Source organism: Actinomadura rifamycini DSM 43936, assembly GCF_000425065.1.
GTDB lineage: Bacteria > Actinomycetota > Actinomycetes > Streptosporangiales > Streptosporangiaceae > Spirillospora > Spirillospora rifamycini.
Map to the genome: position 1 here is coordinate 94,859 of NZ_AULB01000003.1, position 15,890 is coordinate 110,748.

At 78.1% G+C, this 15,890-nt stretch carries 12 protein-coding genes and 1 pseudogene; 10 read left to right on the plus strand and 3 right to left on the minus strand.

Annotation, left to right across the window (positions count from 1 at the left end):
- Window positions 1–16: 16 nt before the first annotated feature.
- From grpE to H505_RS39025, 8 genes are all read left to right on the plus strand, one after another.
- Window positions 17–778, plus strand: coding sequence for a nucleotide exchange factor GrpE (gene grpE / locus H505_RS39020; RefSeq protein ID WP_064743427.1), 762 nt, complete (start codon window positions 17–19; stop codon window positions 776–778).
- Between the two features lie 10 nt (window positions 779–788).
- Window positions 789–2,372, plus strand: a complete 1,584-nt coding sequence (locus H505_RS0100320) for an Hsp70 family protein (protein ID WP_026400366.1) — start codon at window positions 789–791, stop codon at window positions 2,370–2,372.
- A 58-nt stretch (window positions 2,373–2,430) separates the two neighbouring features.
- Complete coding sequence (locus H505_RS0100325; RefSeq protein ID WP_026400367.1) at window positions 2,431–5,067, plus strand: SaeA-related protein; 2,637 nt, start codon at window positions 2,431–2,433, stop codon at window positions 5,065–5,067.
- Window positions 5,064–6,338, plus strand: a complete 1,275-nt coding sequence (locus tag H505_RS0100330; protein ID WP_245592395.1) for a TRAFAC clade GTPase domain-containing protein — start codon at window positions 5,064–5,066, stop codon at window positions 6,336–6,338. Before H505_RS0100325 ends, H505_RS0100330 begins: the two co-directional genes overlap by 4 nt.
- Before the next feature lie 2 nt (window positions 6,339–6,340).
- On the plus strand, window positions 6,341–8,773 hold the full coding sequence (locus H505_RS0100335) for a GAP1-N2 domain-containing protein (RefSeq protein ID WP_026400369.1): 2,433 nt from the start codon (window positions 6,341–6,343) through the stop codon (window positions 8,771–8,773).
- 4 nt (window positions 8,774–8,777) lie between these two features.
- The gene (locus H505_RS0100340; protein ID WP_026400370.1) at window positions 8,778–10,523 is read left to right on the plus strand and encodes a TRAFAC clade GTPase domain-containing protein; all 1,746 of its coding nucleotides are present in this window, start codon (window positions 8,778–8,780) and stop codon (window positions 10,521–10,523) included.
- A gap of 86 nt (window positions 10,524–10,609) precedes the next feature.
- The gene (locus tag H505_RS0100345) at window positions 10,610–11,218 is read left to right on the plus strand and encodes a malonic semialdehyde reductase (RefSeq protein ID WP_026400371.1); all 609 of its coding nucleotides are present in this window, start codon (window positions 10,610–10,612) and stop codon (window positions 11,216–11,218) included.
- 115 nt (window positions 11,219–11,333) lie between these two features.
- Window positions 11,334–12,605, plus strand: coding sequence for a multidrug effflux MFS transporter (locus H505_RS39025; RefSeq protein WP_051299961.1), 1,272 nt, complete (start codon window positions 11,334–11,336; stop codon window positions 12,603–12,605).
- On the opposite strand, the gene H505_RS39030 is transcribed toward H505_RS39025, so the two are convergent.
- Entirely contained in the window at window positions 12,587–13,234 is a 648-nt protein-coding gene (locus H505_RS39030) for a TetR/AcrR family transcriptional regulator (protein ID WP_245592396.1), read from the minus strand. The two genes, H505_RS39025 and H505_RS39030, sit on opposite strands and share 19 nt — an antisense overlap.
- A 109-nt stretch (window positions 13,235–13,343) precedes the next feature.
- Between H505_RS39030 and H505_RS0100360 the strand changes: the two genes are divergently transcribed.
- On the plus strand, window positions 13,344–14,321 hold the full coding sequence (locus tag H505_RS0100360) for a phosphotriesterase family protein (protein WP_026400372.1): 978 nt from the start codon (window positions 13,344–13,346) through the stop codon (window positions 14,319–14,321).
- A 31-nt stretch (window positions 14,322–14,352) separates the two neighbouring features.
- On the opposite strand, the gene H505_RS51350 is transcribed toward H505_RS0100360, so the two are convergent.
- Entirely contained in the window at window positions 14,353–14,952 is a 600-nt protein-coding gene (locus H505_RS51350) for an FtsX-like permease family protein (RefSeq protein ID WP_026400373.1), read from the minus strand.
- A 154-nt stretch (window positions 14,953–15,106) separates the two neighbouring features.
- Window positions 15,107–15,463: pseudogene (locus H505_RS51355) on the minus strand (FtsX-like permease family protein); the annotation flags it as partial.
- On the opposite strand from H505_RS51355, the gene H505_RS51360 reads away from it, so the two are divergent.
- On the plus strand, window positions 15,444–15,656 hold the full coding sequence (locus H505_RS51360) for a hypothetical protein (RefSeq protein WP_026400375.1): 213 nt from the start codon (window positions 15,444–15,446) through the stop codon (window positions 15,654–15,656). The pseudogene H505_RS51355 and the gene H505_RS51360 sit on opposite strands and share 20 nt — an antisense overlap.
- Window positions 15,657–15,890 lie beyond the last annotated feature (234 nt).

A 15,890-nucleotide genomic window follows, 5' to 3' on the forward strand; every position in this document is an offset into this window, starting at 1 on the left:
ATTAAGGTCACTGCACGTGTCGAGCGACGGGGAAGATCCGGTCAAAGACGGCCGGGACGACGCGGCGTTCCGCGCCGAGGTCAGGGACGCCCTGGCGGGGCTCGCCGCCCGGCTGGACCGCGAGCACGAACGGGCCGCGCACCGCGAGTCCGTCATCGACCGTCTCCACGAGGAGAACCAGCGGCTGCGGCGGGGCGAGCTGCACGCGATGCTGGAGCCGGTCCGCGCCGCGCTGTACCGGGTGCACGACCAGGCCCGCCGCCTGGCGGCCGCCGAGGACGCCGGCGCGACGGCGGACCTGCTGGACGCGCTGGCCGACGACGTCGCGGACGCGCTCGCCCGGCTGGGCGTCGAGCGGTTCCGGGCCGAGCCCGGCCAGCCCTACGACCCGTCCCGGCACCGGCCCGTGGCGGTCGCGGCGGTCGCCGAGCCCGGCCGGGACGGCACCGTCGTCGAGGCGCGCTCCGACGGGTTCGAGGAGGGCGGCCGGGTGCTGCGCAAGGCGGCCGTCTGCGTCGGCCGGCTGGAGCCCCGCCCGAACGGCGCGGGGAAGGCCGGGGGCGCCGCCGCCGAGGACGGTGCGGACGACGGCCCCGGGACCGGCGCGGGCAGCGGTGCGGACAGCGGTGCGGACGACGGCGCCGTGAACGGCGCGGAGGGCGGCGGCGCGGACGGCCGGGCGCCGGAGTCGGCGGCTCCGATCGTCAGGTCCGGGTCACGTCGCCGTGAGGCGGCCGGGCGCGGCGAGACCATGAACAACTCGACTCGGGACCGATAGTGAGAGGGACATGGCTGTCTACGGCATCGACCTGGGAACCACGTACTCCTGCATCGCCGCGATCGACGACGTGGGGCGGCCGGCGGTCCTGCGGAACCTGGAGGGCACCGACACGACGCCGTCGGTGGTGTACTTCGAGAGCGGCGAGAACGTCGTGGTGGGCGCGACCGCGAAGGACACCGCGGTCCTGGAGCCCGAGAACGTCGTCAGCCTGGTCAAGCGGGACATGGGCCGGGACGTCACGCGCCCGATGCACGGCATCGACTTCACGCCCGAGGAGCTGTCGGCGTTCATCCTGCTGAAGCTGGCGACGGACGCGCGGACCACGACGGGCGAGGAGGCCCGCGACGTCGTGGTGACGGTGCCGGCGTACTTCGGCGCGGCGGAGCGCGACGCGACGCGCAAAGCGGGGCGGATCGCGGGCCTGAACGTCATCGACATCGTGTCGGAGCCGATCGCCGCGGCGATCAACTACGGGGTGCTGAACCCCGACCTGAACCGGACGATCCTGGTGTACGACCTCGGCGGCGGCACGTTCGACACGACGGTGATCACGCTGCGGGACGGCCACATCGAGGTGGTGTGCACCGACGGCGACCACGAGCTGGGCGGCGCCGACTGGGACTCGCGGCTCGTGGAGCACCTGGCGGAGCGGTTCCGCGCCGAGCACCCGGACGCGGGCGACCCGCTGGACGACCCGCAGACCGAGCAGCAGCTGCGCCGGGACGCCGAGGACGCGAAGAAGTCGCTGACGACGCGGACGGCGCACACCGTCCGGGTGATGCACGGCGGGCGCGTCGCGGCCGTCGAGGTGACGCGGGAGAAGCTGGAGGAGCTGACCAAGGACCTCCTGGACCGGACGATCGAGATCACCGGCCGGACGCTCACGGCGGCCGCCGACAAGGGCGTCCACGACTACGACGACCTCGTGCTGGTGGGCGGGTCGACGAAGATGCCGGTGGTCGCGGCGCGGCTGGAGACCGAGCTCGGCATGATCCCCCGGCTGCAGGACCCCGACCTCGCGGTGGCGAAGGGCGCGGCGCTGTACGCGTTCGAGGAGACCTACCGGCGGCTGGTGCGGGAGGGCGCCGCCGAGCGCGCGGCGGACATGGCGATCCGGGCGGGGCTGTCGGCGGAGCAGCAGAAGCAGATCGCGGGGCGGCGGATCCGGACGGTCGCGTCGCACGCGTTCGGGATCGTCGTGGTGGACCGCGACAGCGGCGACGAGAGCGTCGCGCACCTCGTGCACGCGAACGACGAGCTCCCCGCGGCGAAGACCGAGGACTTCTTCACCGTCTACGACGACCAGACGTCGGCCGACATCCGGGTGATGGAGCAGGCGGGCAGCGTCGAGTCGCCGGAGCTCGGCGACAACAACGAGATCGCGACCGGGGAGATCCGGGTGCCGCCGGGCAAGAAGGCGGGCTGGCCGGTCGAGGTGACGTTCGCGCTCGACTCGTCCGGGCTGCTGAACGTGACGGCGGTGGAGAAGGAGACCGGCGAGCGGCTCGACCTGAAGGTCGACGTCGGCCGCATGTCCGAGGAGGAGGTCGAGCGCTCGCGGAAGGCCCTCTCCCGGGTCCGGGTGAGCTGAGGACCGGCCGGGGCGCCGGGGGGAGCGGGGGGCGTCCCCCGCGGGGAGGCAAGCGGTCGTGACGTTCGACGAGGAGTACCGCCGGGACGTGCTGGAGCCCGCGCGCGCCGCGGGCGACCAGCCGCCCGAGGACCTGCGCGCCCGGTACGCGCTGCCCGACCCGCTGGAGCCGGCCGCCGTCACGGCGCGGGTCCGGGAGGTGCGGCAGTGCTGGCGGCGGGCGCGCGGGCAGCTGAAGTACCGGCGCCTGATCGACCGGCTGGAGGCCGAGCACCGGGCGCTCGCGCCGGTGTTCGCCGCCGCCGAGCGCGGCGACCTGCGCGGCCTCGCCGACCGGCTGCACGGCGGGACGGAGCGGGCGCGGCGGCGCCGGGCGGAGACGCGGGCGCGGCTCGCGGACGCGGCGGGCGCGCCGCGGATGGCGACGCCCGGCGAGGTCGCGGCGATCGCGCGCGCCGGGGGGATGGCGGCGGACGAGCTGGCGCGGCTCGCGGCCGCGGACGGCATCGAGGTGCGGGAGCCCGACCCGCTGCCGGTGTCCGCGCCGTACCCGGCGTTCCGGAAGGTGCGTGAGTCGCTCGACGTGCTCGGCGAGCGGCACCTCGCCGGGTTCCTGTTCGGGGACCGGCCGACCGGGCCGATGCGCGTGCTCGACGGGTTCGCCCCGGCGTCCCCCGGCGGCGCCGACCGCGCCCCCCGTCCGGACCGCGCGGCGGTCGCGGCGGCGGGCGAGCGGTGGGCGCGGCGGGCCCGCGACACGAGCACCACGCACGCCGAGACCGTCCTGGCGGCGCTGCGGTCGGGCGCCGACCCGGCGGACCTGCTGCTGTACGACGTCGTGGACCGGCTGCGGGAGCGGTTCCGGCAGCGCGCGTCGGACCGGGCGCTGCTGCGGCACGCCGCCGAGGACCTGGGCGTCGCGGCCGAGGACGCGCGGCGGCTGGTGTTCGCGGTCGTCCGGGAGGGCGGGCCCGGCGCCGGCGGCCTCGCGGGGCGGCTGCGGGCCCTGCTGGACGCCGGCGAGGTGTTCGCGGCGGCCGAGCTGGCGGACGCGTCGGACGTCCCGGCGCCCGACGGCGGCGGGGAGCAGCCGGAGGAGCGGCTGCTGGCGGCGGAGGCGCGGCGGCGGCTCGACACGGCGCTGCGGCTGCGCGAGACGGCCGCCGCCGAACGCGACCCGGACCGGGCGTGGCGGCTGCTGGCCGACGCGCTCACCCTGGTCCGGGACCTGCCGGGCGCGGCCGAGCACCAGCGGCGGCTGGCGCCCGCGCCCGTCCCGGACGTGCGGGCCGACGTCGAGTACGGCGACGGGGACGCCGCCGGTGCGGTGCGGGTGTCGTGGGAGCCGTCGCCGTCGACGGCGGGCGACGTGCTCTACCACGTGGTGCGCCGCCGCGGCCGCCCCCCGCGGGGCCCGGCCGACGGGCGTCCCGTGCGGGACGGGCGGGACCCGGAGCCGCCGGTGAACGCGCCGCTGTACTACGGGGTCGTCGCGGTGCGGGGCGAGGCGGCGGCCGCGCCGGCGGTCGCGGGCCCCGTGGTGGTGCGGCCCGAGCCGTCCGGCGTCGAGCTGCTGCCGGGCGACGGGCGCGTCACCGGGCGGTGGCGGGTCCCGCCGGAGGCGGCGCGGGTGCTGGTGGTCCGGGACGGGACGGCCGTGCCCGCGGGCCGCGACGGGTTCGGCGACCGGGTGCCCAACGGCCGCGCCCTCACCTACCGGATCAGCGCCGTCTACCTCGACGGGGACGGCCGCGAGGTCGTCACACCGGGCGTGCGGGCGTCGGTGACGCCGAGCGCGCCGCCCGAACCGGTGATGGAGCTGGCCGCCGACCCCGACCCGGGCGATCCCGGGCTGGTGCGGGTGCGGTTCGCGCCGCCCGCGAGCGGCCGGGTGGAGCTGGTGCTGGCGGACGGCGAGCCGCCGTGGCCGCGCAGCGCGCTCGTCCCGCTGGAGGAGGTGCGGCGGGAGACGCGGCGCGTCCCGGAGACCGCGCAGAGCGCCCCCGCCGAGGGACGGCTCGCGGTGCGGCCCGGGTCGGGCGGCTGGCTGGTCGCGGTGACGGTCGTCGAGGGCACCGCCGCGGTCGGCGCCGCGCACCGGCACGTGAACCTGCCGCCGCCCCGCGGGCTGGTCGCCGAGCGGCGCGGCGGGCACGTCCACGTGGGGTTCGACTGGCCCCGCGACGTCGCCGAGATCGACCTGCTGCACCGGGTGGCGGGCGCCGCGCCGGGGCGCGAGGCGGTGAGCCGCGCCGCGTACGACGCGCACGGCGGCATCCGGGTGCCCGCGCCGGAGGACGCCGCCGTGGAGGTGGTGCTCGCGTCCGCCGGGACGGTCGGCGGCGTCCGCGTGACCGGGCCGCCGGTGACGGCGGTCGTCGCGGCGCGCACGGTCGTCCGGTACGACGTCGTGCGGTCGGGCCCGCCGTGGCGGCGGACGCTGACGATCCGGCTGACCGCGTCCCGCCCGGTCCGGGTGGGCCGGCTGTCGCTCGTCCTGCGGTCCGGGCGGGTGATGCCGCACCGCGCGGGCGACGGGGAGACGCTGCGGGCGTGGGAGCAGGTGCCGGTCCCCGGGGAGCTGTCGGCGCCCGCGCCGGACGCCGCCGGCCCGTACTGGCTGCGCTGCTTCGCCGCCGACGACGACGTCGAGCTGTCCGACCCGCCCGTCGACCGGCTGCGGGTGCGCCGGTGAGCGGGCCGCCCCGGGCGGGGCTGTCGCGGGCGGCGCTGGGGCGGGTGCCGGGGCTGCCGGGCGGGCGCCGCGAGGTGACCTGCCCGTACTGCTTCGCGGCCACCGCGCCGCAGCGGATCCCGTTCCGGTGCCGGGGCCGGGCCGGACGGCAGCAGGGGTGCGCGCCCGTGCTGGACGAGGCGCTCGCCGCCTACACCGGGTCGACGGCGGGCGCGTCGCTGCCGCCGGTGTTCGACCCGCCGGGCCGCCGCACCGCGCAGGCGGGGCGCGCCGACTGCCCGGCGTGCGGCCGTCCGACCGGGAACCGGGTGTGCCCGCGGTGCCACAACCCGCTGCCGCCCGCCTACTGCGACTCCCCCGGCCGGATCGTCGCGCTGGTCGGGGCGAAGAACGCGGGCAAGAGCACCTACATCGCGGTGCTGCTGCACGAGCTGATGAACCGGGTCGGGACCGAACTCGACGCGTCCCTGGTGGCGTGCGACGACCGCACCATCGAACGGTACAAGCGGGACTTCGCGCGCCCGCTGCTGGAGGAGCGGAGGCTGCTGCCCACGACGGCGTCCGCCGCGACGAGCCCCCGCGAACCCCTCGTCTACCTGCTGACCCGCACCCGCCGGGGCCGGTTCGCGCGGGCCCGCAACGACGCGCTCGCGCTCGTCCTGTTCGACACCGCCGGGGAGGACCTGCGCAGCCGCGAGGTCACCGACCTGCACCTGCGCTACCTGGAGGCCGCCGACGCGGTGGTCTTCCTGGTGGACCCGCTCGAACTGCCGGGCGCCCGGCCGGTGCTGCGCGACGCCGTGCCCGCCCCGCGCGTCCCCGGCGAGGACCCCGACAGCGAGCCGCTGAACGTCATCGCGCGCGTCACCGACACGCTGCGGGGGCGGCACGGCGCCCGGCCCGGCGAGCCGCTGCCCGTCCCCGTCGCGGTCGCCCTCACCAAGATGGACGCGCTGCGCCCCGACCTGCTGCGGCAGTCCGCGCTGCACCGGACCCGCACCGGGGCGGGCGTCCTCGACCTCGACGACCGCGACGCCGTCCACGAGCAGGTGCGGGCGCTGCTGCACGACTGGCGGGCCGGGCAGCTCGACACCTACCTCGGGCAGCAGTACGCCGACCACGCGTTCTTCGCGCTCTCCGCGCTCGGCGGCGTCCCCGCGGACGGGCGGGTCGGCGCGGGCGGCGTCCGCCCGCACCGCGCCGAGGACCCGCTGCTGTGGCTGCTGTACCGGTTCGGGATGCTCGACGGTGTTCGTCCGGGAGGCGAGTGACGATGGCGTGGCAGCTGCACTACACGTCCGTGCGGCACGGCCCGACCGGCCGGTCCGGGTTCCAGTTCGTCGCCGAGACCCCGGGGCTGCCCGAGGGCGCCCGCGCGGGCGTGCTGCCGCACCTGTCGTACCGTCCGCCGCCGGAGGCCCCGGCCGAACCGGGCGATGCCGAGCTCGGCCGGTTCCCCGTCTCGCTGCTGTACGACCGGGTCGACGGCCGTCCGGTCCTGGTCCGGTGCCGCTACCTGGGGCGGGACTACTCGGGCCGCTACGGCAACTTCTTCGGGCACGCCGTCGTCGCCGAGCCGGAGGAGCTGGAGGGCGTCCGCCCGGCGGAGCTGTGGCGGTCGCCGATCTGGGACCCGCGCCCGCCCGCCGGCGACCGGCTGGACGAGCTGGACGAGCTGCCGCCCGGCGCGGCGCTCGCCCCCGAGGACCTCGCCCGCTGGCTCCCCGCGTCCGGCCCCGCCGACCCGTTCGGGACGCTCGGCGTCCTGGTGGGCGCGGTCGGCGAGCGGATCGCCGCGGGCGACGGCCGGGTGGTGCTCGTCGCCGACGACGTCGACACGATCGCCCGCTGGATCGCGCTGGTGTCGTACTCGCTGCCCGTCGCGGCCGCCGAACGGCTGACGTTCGTCACCTACAGCGCCGACCCGCAGCGCGCCGCCCAGCACCTCGTGGGCACGACGCCCGGCGTCTGGACGGACGTGCGGCACCACGCGTCCCACGCCCTGGCCGTCGACCTGCGCGAGGGCGTCCCGGACGCCCCGGCCTCCCGGCTGGCCCGCACCGTCACCGGCTGCTGGCGCGCCGCCGACTTCGCGGGCCTCGACGCGCTGGCCGAACTCGCCGAGCTGGACGGCGTCGGCGGCGAGGCCGCCGCCGTCCTGCTCGCGCTCTGCCGGCCGGACGCGGCGGTGTCGGCGGACGAGGAGCGCGCCCTCGCGGCGCTCCTCGCCGCCCGGCGCCCCGCGCTGCCCGGCTGGACGTGGCGGGACCTGCTGCCGCGCGTCCCGTCCATGTCCCTCGACCTGGCCGTCGCGGTCCGCGCGGGCGCCGCCGCGGCCGGCGTCCCCGAGGTGGCCCGCGAGTGCGACCTGCGCGTCGCCATGCTCGCCCTGTCCGACCCCGCCGCCCGCACCCACCTCCCCCCGCTCCCCCAAGAGCCCCCTCCCCCCGACCCCGACCCGACGAGCCCCCCGCACACACCGAACGGCCCGCACGCGGCGGGCACCGCGCACACCCCGGGCACCGCGCGCGCTGCGGGTGCGGGGGGTGGCGGTGGCGAGGGGCGGCGTGCCGGTCCGGTGGGCGAGGGGGAGTTGGGCGGGCGGGTTCCGGTCGCGCTCGCGGCGGCGCCGGACCTCGCCGAGGTCGCGGCCGTGGCGGGGGTGGCGGCGCGGGCGGGGGCGCCGGTCGGGCCGGACGAGCTGGCGGACGCGGCGGCCGGGTGCGTCCGGCGCGGTGCCCGCGACCTGGCGGCGGCGCTGGCGGCCTGCCCGGGCGGCCTTCGCGGCGCGCTCGTCGACGGTGTCCTCGCTGGGCTGGCGGACGGCGGCGCCCGCGCGCTCGAACCCGACATGTGCGACGCGCTCCACGGGCACCTGGACCGGCTGCGCGGCGTCCCGCGCGTGGCCGTGCCCGTGCTGGCGTCCGTGGGGCGCCGGGATCCCGCCCGGCGCTTGGCGGTCACCACCGAGCTGCTTAACCTCGCCGACCGCGCCGCGGAGGCGGACGGCCTGGAGGGGGCGTTCGGGGAGGTGTGGGTGTCGCCGCCGTCCGTCGCGGAGTGCACGGAGCTGCTGGACGCGCACGGGGCCGCGGTGGGCCGGTACGCGGCGCTGGCCGCGCTGCCGTGCCGGACGTTCGGGCGGCTGGCGGAGGGGTCGTTCACCGACGCCGGGGTGCTGCGGCTCGCGGCGCGGGCGGAGGCGGTCCTGCCGGGCGGGGCGGCGGCCGGGGACGCGGCGGCGGTGCGGGCGCACGCGGACGCGGTCACCGCCGACCGGCCCGGCGCCGCGGCGAAGGCCCTGTCGGCGCTCGTCGGGGCGGGCGCGGCCGAGCGGCTGGCGGACGCGGCGTTCGGCGGGGCGGCGCGGCGGCTGTGCCGGCGGCCGCCGGAGTTCCGGGCGGCGCTGCTGGCGGCGCTGGACGCGGGCCTGCGGGCGCGGCTCGCGGGATGCTGGACGGACGCGCTGCCGGCGCGGGCGCGGGCGGGCCGGGCGCCGCTGCGCGGCGCGGAGGTCGAGCAGCGGAACGAGCTGGTGGAGGTCGTGCTGCGGCTGCGGGGGCGGGACGTGCGGGAAGCGGGCCTGGAGGAGTGGGCGCGGACGGCCGCGGGCCGGTGGCTCGCGGGCCGGCAGCTCGACGCGTACCTGGGGCGCGCGCCGGAGCTGCGGGCCGCGCTCCGCGAGCTGATCGCCGAGGGGAGGTGACCGGGTGCAGGGCGTCCTGGTGCTGATCCTGTTCGCGGTGTGGGCCGCGGTGATGTGGCTCGGGTTCGTGTACGTGTTCCCGGTGCTGTTCCCCGTGACGCTGGTGGTGGCGGGGGGCGCCGCGCTGGGGCTGTACTACCTGCACGCGTGCCGCACGCTGGCGCCGTCCACGTTGAAGGGGCCGTCGCCGGTCGCCGCCCCGGACGTCGCGTACCGCACCTACCTGCTGGGGCAGGTGTGGCGGGACTGGTGGACGATCACGCGGACGGTCGTGCCGCGGGTGTGGACGACGGCGCGGCGGACGGTCGCGTGGCTGACCCGGACGCTGCTGCTCGGCGGGCCGTGGGGGTTCTTCGCGTTCCCGTTCTGGCTCGCCCTGTGCGCGGGGATCGCGGCGGCGGCCGTCCCGGCGGCGGTGTTCGTGCTGGCGCTGACGGTGATGTACGGGGTCGTCGCGGCGGTGGGGCTGGTGGGCTGGCTCGCGTGCGTGCTGCTGCTCGCGGCGGTCGAGCGGGGGTTCATGGCGTACGGGCGGATCCTGCAGACGTGCCCGCACCCGTTCTGCTACGAGCGGATCGCGCTGCCGGAGTACGAGTGCCCGGGGTGCGGGGCGCGGCATCCGCGGCTGGCGCCGGGCGCGGCGGGCGCGTTCCGGCACGTGTGCCGGTGCGGGGCGCGGCTGCCGACGACGGTGCCGCTCGGCCGGTTCCGGCTGGCGGCGTACTGCCCGCACTGCGGCGGGCGGCTGCCGGAGCGGATCGGACGGGTGCGGGTGGAGCCGCTGCCGTTCGTCGGGGGCCCGGCGGCGGGGAAGACGACGTTCATGGTGCTGGGCATCCGGGCGCTGCACGCGCGCGCCCACGCGGCCGGGGGGCGGCTGTCGTTCGTGGAGCGGCGGCACGCGGAGGCGTACGCGGCGGCGATCGGGGAGTTCCGGCGGGGCGGGCGGCTGGCGAAGACGGGCCCGGAGCTGCCGCTGGCGACGATGGTGGACGTGGAGCTGCCGGGGCGGGCGCGGCGGATCCTGTACCTGTTCGACCCGGCGGGCGAGCACTACACGGGCGCGACGGAGGTCGAGTCGCTGCGGTACCTCGACCACGGCGAGGCGCTCGTGTTCGTCGTGGACCCGTTCGCGCTCCCGCAGGTGCGGCGGGCGCTGACCGGGAAGGAGCGGGAGCTGGTCGACGGGGCGGCGGTGTCGTCGGAGGAGGACCCGGCCGACACGCTGCAGCGGGTGCTGAACGAGCTGCGGTCGCGTCCCGACCGGGGCCGGCAGAAGCGCGTCGCGGTGGTGGTCACCAAGACCGACCTGCTGGCCCGCACGGAGATCGGCCGCGGTCTGGACGGCGGCGTCCGCGCGTGGCTCGCGGGGGTCGGGCTCGGCAACACCGTGCGGACGCTCGAGCAGGTGGCGGGGCGGGTCCGCTACTTCGCGTCCGGGCCGGGCGCCGAGCCGGCGGACGTCGCCGAGCTGCTGACGTGGGCGGCGGGGCTCGCGCCGGGCGCCGCGGCGGACGGCGCGCCGGGCGCGGCGGACCCGGAGCCGCCGGGGACGGTGCCGCTGCGGGCGCCCTGGCCGGTGCGGGGGCGCGGCGCCGAGCGCGTCCCGGCGGGGTACCGGCTGGGACGGCTCGCGGTGCTGGGCGGGCTGTCGCTGCTGACGGTCGGGACGGCGACGGGTGCGGCCCTCGCGGCGGCGCAGCGGCTCTCGGATCTGACGACGCTCGCCCGCCCGCCGTTCTGGATGTGACGCACTCCACTGTCTGACGCGGCAGATAACGGACGGTCATCTCGTTGCATCCTGCGGGAACCCCTCTTCCGACGAAAGGCTGCACGATGACCGCGACCGCGCCCGCCGGCCTCCTCGCCCTGGCCGAGGAGGCCCAGGACCTGCTGTTCCGCGAGGCTCGGACGGCGAACACGTTCACGTCCGAGCCGGTGACCGACGAGCAGCTCCGCGCGGTCTACGAGCTGGTGAAGTGGGCGCCGACCGCGATGAACGCCCAGCCGCTGCGGATCGTGGCGGTGCGCGGCGCGGCGGCGAAGGAGCGCCTGGTCCCGCTGATGGCCGAGGGGAACCGCGCGAAGACGGCGGCCGCGCCGGTGTCGCTGATCGTCGCCGCGGACGAGGACTTCCACGAGCACATGCCGGTGATCTGGCACAATCCGGACGCGCGCGACAACCTGGCGGCCAGCCCGGGCCGCGCCGGGATGGCGCGGTTCAACGCCACCATCCAGCTCGGCTACCTCATCCTCGGCATCCGCGCCGCCGGGCTCGCCGCCGGGCCGATGGCGGGCTTCGACGCCGAGGCCGTCGAGAAGGAGTTCCTGGCGGCGGGGAACCTGCGCGCCATCGCGGTCGTCAACGCGGGACGGCCCGGCCCGGACGCGTGGTTCCGGCGGAACCGCCGGCTGGAGTTCGAGCAGGTCGTCACCGTCCTCTGAGGCCGCCGCCCTCCGGCTCCGCCGCCTCCTGAGGCCCCCGCCGTTCGAGTCCCCCGACGTCCCCCACCGCCCGGCCGCGCGACGCGGCCGGGCGCCGTCCGTCCACGGAGCCCCCATGTCGCAGTCCCCCCGGCCTCCCGGCACCCGCCCGGCGGACCCCGCCGCGCCCGCCCCGGCGGCGGCCGCCGCGCCCCGCCCGGGCAAGCGGTTCGGGCTCATCGCCGTCCTCGGCGCGCTCACCGCCATCGCCCCGCTGTCGACCGACCTCTACCTGCCCGCGCTGCCCGAGGTGGCCGACGACCTGTCGACCGGCGCGGCGCTCACGCAGCTCACGCTGACCGGCTGCCTGATCGGGCTCGCGCTCGGGCAGGCCGTGGCGGGCCCGCTCAGCGACGCGCTCGGCCGCCGCCGCCCGCTGCTCGCCGGGATGGTGGTGTACAGCGCCGCGTCGCTGCTGTGCGCGTTCGCGCCGACCGTGGAGACGCTGGTCGGGGCGCGGTTCGTGCAGGGCGCGGCGGGCGCCGCCGGGATCGTGATCGCCCGCGCCATCGTCCGGGACCTGTACGAGGGCGTCGCCGCCGCCCGGTTCTTCTCGATGCTGATGCTGGTGACGGGGCTCGCGCCGATCCTCGCGCCCGTCGCCGGCGGGCAGCTCCTGCGGGTCGTGCCGTGGCCGGGCCTGTTCGCCGCCCTGGCCGCCGTCGGGGTGGCGCTGTTCTTCGCGGCGCTGCTCGGGCTGCGGGAGACGCTGCCTCCCGGGGAGCGGCAGACCGGCGGCGTCCGCGCGACCCTCCGCACGTTCGGGGCGCTGCTGCGGGACCGGTCGTTCGCCGGGTACGTGCTGACGATCGGGCTGTCGTTCGGCGCGATGTTCGCCTACATCTCCGGGTCGCCGTTCGTGCTGCAGGACGTCTACGGGCTGTCCGCGCAGGAGTTCAGCACCGCGTTCGGGGTGAACGCGGTCGGGATCATGGTCGCGGGGCAGGTCGGCGGGCGGCTCGCGGGGCGGGTCGCGCTGGGGCGGCTGCTGGCGACCGGCCTCGGCATCGTCGTCGCGGGCGGGGCGCTGCTGCTGGTGGCGGTGCTCGCCGGGCTCGGGCTGCCCGGGGTGCTGCCGGGCATGCTGCTCGTCGCGTCCGGGCAGGGGCTGGTGCTGCCGAACGCGACGGCGCTGGCGCTGTCGGGCCGGGCGCCGCGGATCGCCGGGAGCGCGTCCGCGCTGCTCGGCGTCGGGCAGTTCACGCTGGGCGGCGCCGCCGGGCCGCTCGCGGGGATCGGCGGCGAGGACACCGCCGTCCCGATGGCGGTGTCCATCGCGGTGCTGGCGGTGCTGGCCGCCGCCGTCGCCGCGTTCGCCGCGCGGGCCCGTCAGCCCGCCGGGGGCTGAGCGGCCCCGTTCTCGAGGACCCCGTTCTCGAGGGCGGCGAGGACGAACCCGGCGACCTCGTCGGCGAGGGCCCCGGCCGGTTTCGGGCCGTCCGCCCGCCACCACGCGGGCATCTGGTTGACCATGCCCAGCGCGACGATCGTGGCGGTCTCGGCGGGGGTGGCGCGCGCGAAGACGCCCTCGCGCTGCCCCTGCTCGACCAGGCCGCGGAACGTCACGTGGTAGCGGCGCCGCTGCGCCCGCACCGACCGCATCCGGCCGTGGTCGAGGCGGTGCATCTCGCGGCTGAACACCTTCGCCTCGTCGATGTGCTCGGCGGTGCTGCGGATCAGCCCGGTCAGGACGGCGCGGACGGCCTCGCGCGGCGGCGGCCGCTCGGCCAGCACCCGGTCGAGGTCGGCGAGCTGCCGGGCGATCAGCGAGTGGTAGATCTCGTAGAGCAGGTCGTCCTTGGAGTCGAAGTAGTGGTAGAGGGCGCCCTTGGTGACGGCCGCGGCCTCCACGATCCCCTGCACGGACGTCCCGTCGAAGCCGTGCTCGGCGAACAGCCGCAGCGCCGCGGCGAGGATCCGCCGCTCCACCGCGCTCTCCCGCACGGGCCGGACGTCCGGTCGTTCGCCGTCGGTCACCTGCGCACCTCCGCTGGGGTAGGGCATTGACGCGGCCGCGTCCCGCGTCCTAGCTTGCCAGAAACCGACCGGTCGGTATGCACCCGGTGCATGTTCGGAGGTAGTTCGCATGGCCGAAGTCCAGACCGTTCGCGGCCCCGTCGACGTCGGCGCGCTCGGCCGCACGTTCATGCACGAGCACGTGTTCGTGCTGAGCACCGAGCACGTCGAGAACTACGGCGCGGGCGACTGGTGGGACGAGGACGAGAAGGCCGCCGACGCCGTCCGCAAGCTGCGGCAGCTCGTGGAGCGGGGCGTCACCACCATCGCCGACCCGACCGTCTGGGGCCTCGGCCGCTACATCCCGCGGATCGCGCGGATCGCCGAGCGGGTGCCCGAGCTCAACATCATCGCCGCGACCGGCATCTACACCTACAACGACCTGCCGTTCCAGTTCCACCACCGGGGCCCGGGCACGCTGCTCGGCGGCCCCGAGCCGATGATCGCCGACTTCGTCCGGGACCTGACGCAGGGCATCGGCGACACCGGGGTGCGGGCCGCGTTCCTCAAGTGCGCGGTGGACGCCCCCGGCCTCACGCCCGGCGTCGAGCGGGTGCTGCGCGCGGTCGCGGGCGCGCACCGCGAGACGGGCGCGCCGATCACCGTCCACACCGAGAGCTCGGTCCACGCCGGGCGCGAGGTGGTGCGGGTGCTGCGCGAGGAGGGCGCCGACCTGGCCAAGGTGGTGATCGGGCACGCGGGCGACAGCAACGACCTCGACTACCTGAGCGAGCTCGCCGACACCGGCGCGATCCTCGGCATGGACCGGTTCGGCCTCGACGTGATCAACTCGACCGCCGACCGGGTGAGCACGGTCGTCGCGATGTGCGAGCGCGGCTACGCCGACCGGATGGTGCTGAGCCACGACGCGAGCTGCTTCATCGACTGGTTCGGACCCGACCCGGAGCTGCTGCGCGGCATGGCGCCGAACTGGAACTACCGGCACATCAGCGACGACGTCCTGCCCGCGCTGCGCGCCCGCGGCGTCACGGACGCGCAGCTCGACCAGATGCTCGTGGAGAACCCGCGCCGGTACTTCTCCCCCTGACTCCCCCGACCCCCCCTGACTCCCCCGGCCGTCACAGGACCCGCGCGACCGGGCGGTTCGCGGCCCGCCGCGCCGGGACGGCCGCGAGCAGCGCGACCGCCGCGAGCGTGCCGGGCACGACCGCCGCGAGCCACGGCGCGGGGACGTCCACGGCGGCGGCCCCGCCGCCGCCGAGGGCGAGCGCGGCCCGGTGCACCAGCAGGCCCAGCGGGATCCCGGCGACCGCCGCGGCGGACGCCGGGAGGAGCTGCGCCGCGGCCAGCCCGGACGCGACCTGCCGGGGCGTCGCGCCGACGGCGCGGGCGAGCGCGGCGGTGCGGGAGGTGTCGAGCGCGGTCGTCCAGGCGGTGAGGACGGCGTTGACGGCCGCGAGGAGCAGCAGCGCCAGCGACAGCACCAGCATGATCTGCCCGACCCGCTCCGTCACCGGGTTCCCGGCGCCCGGGACGAACGCGGGCCCGGCCGCGCCCGCGTCCTCGGCGTCGACCTGCCGCCGCATGGCGAGCGCCGCGACCAGCATCGCGGCGGTGACCGCGGTGCTCGCGGCGGCGAGGACCGTGCGGCGGGGGCGCCGCGCGGCGATCCGCACGCCCAGCAGCAGCGGGACGGGCAGGCCCGCGGACAGCCCCACCAGCCGGGGGCGGCCCCCCCCCCCCCCCCCGCCGGCGGGGGCGGCGGCCCGGCCCGCGCACCGGTTCGTTCAGCGCGCGCGCCGTCCGGACCCGGGCGCCGCGCAGCGCCGGGACGGCCGTCGACGCGGCGGTGACCGCCAGCGCCGCGAGCAGCACGGCCGCGACCGTACCCGGCCCCGGGACGGGCGCGGTCGCGTCGCCGAGCAGCCCCGCGTTCGGCCCGGTCAGCAGCGGCGACGCGGCCCAGCCCGCGAGGAGCCCGGCGGCCCCGGCGGCGAGCGCGATCAGCAGGTGCTCGGCCAGCAGGACGGCCGCGACCTGCGCGGGCGTCGCCCCGGCGGCCTTCAGCAGCCCGACCCGGCGGCCCTGCTCGGCGAGCCGGCCGCCGACCAGCAGCGCGACGCACAGCCCGGCGAGGATCGCCAGCGCCCACGTCCCGGCGAGCAGCGCCCGGTCGGCGAGCCGCAGCTCCGCGGTCGCGTAGGCGGCGATGTCCTGCGCCGCCTGCACGCGCGTCGCCTGCGCGGCCGCTCCGCCGCAGCCGCCCGCTCCGGGCGCCGGGCAGCCGTGCTCCGCGGCGAACGCGGGCGCGGCGGCGGGGTCGGTGAGCCGCAGCGGCATCGTCCAGCTCCGCTCCCGCGCGTCCAGCCGGGCGGTGTCCGCGCGGGTCGTCCAGACGAGGCCGGGGGCGGCCGACGGGTAGGGGGCGCGGCCGGTCGTGACGGCGAGGCCCGCGACGGTCAGGCGGCGGCCCCCGACGACGACCGCGTCGCCCGGCCGGACGCCCAGCGCCTCGGCGAACGCCCGCTCCACCACGGCCGTCCCGGGCCCCGCCCAGCGGCCGTCCGTGACGTGCGGGCGGTCGAGCCTGGCGGCCCCGTCGTCCGCGGGCGTCCCCGCCGTCGGGCGTCCGCCGGCGCCGTCCGGGGTGCCCGGC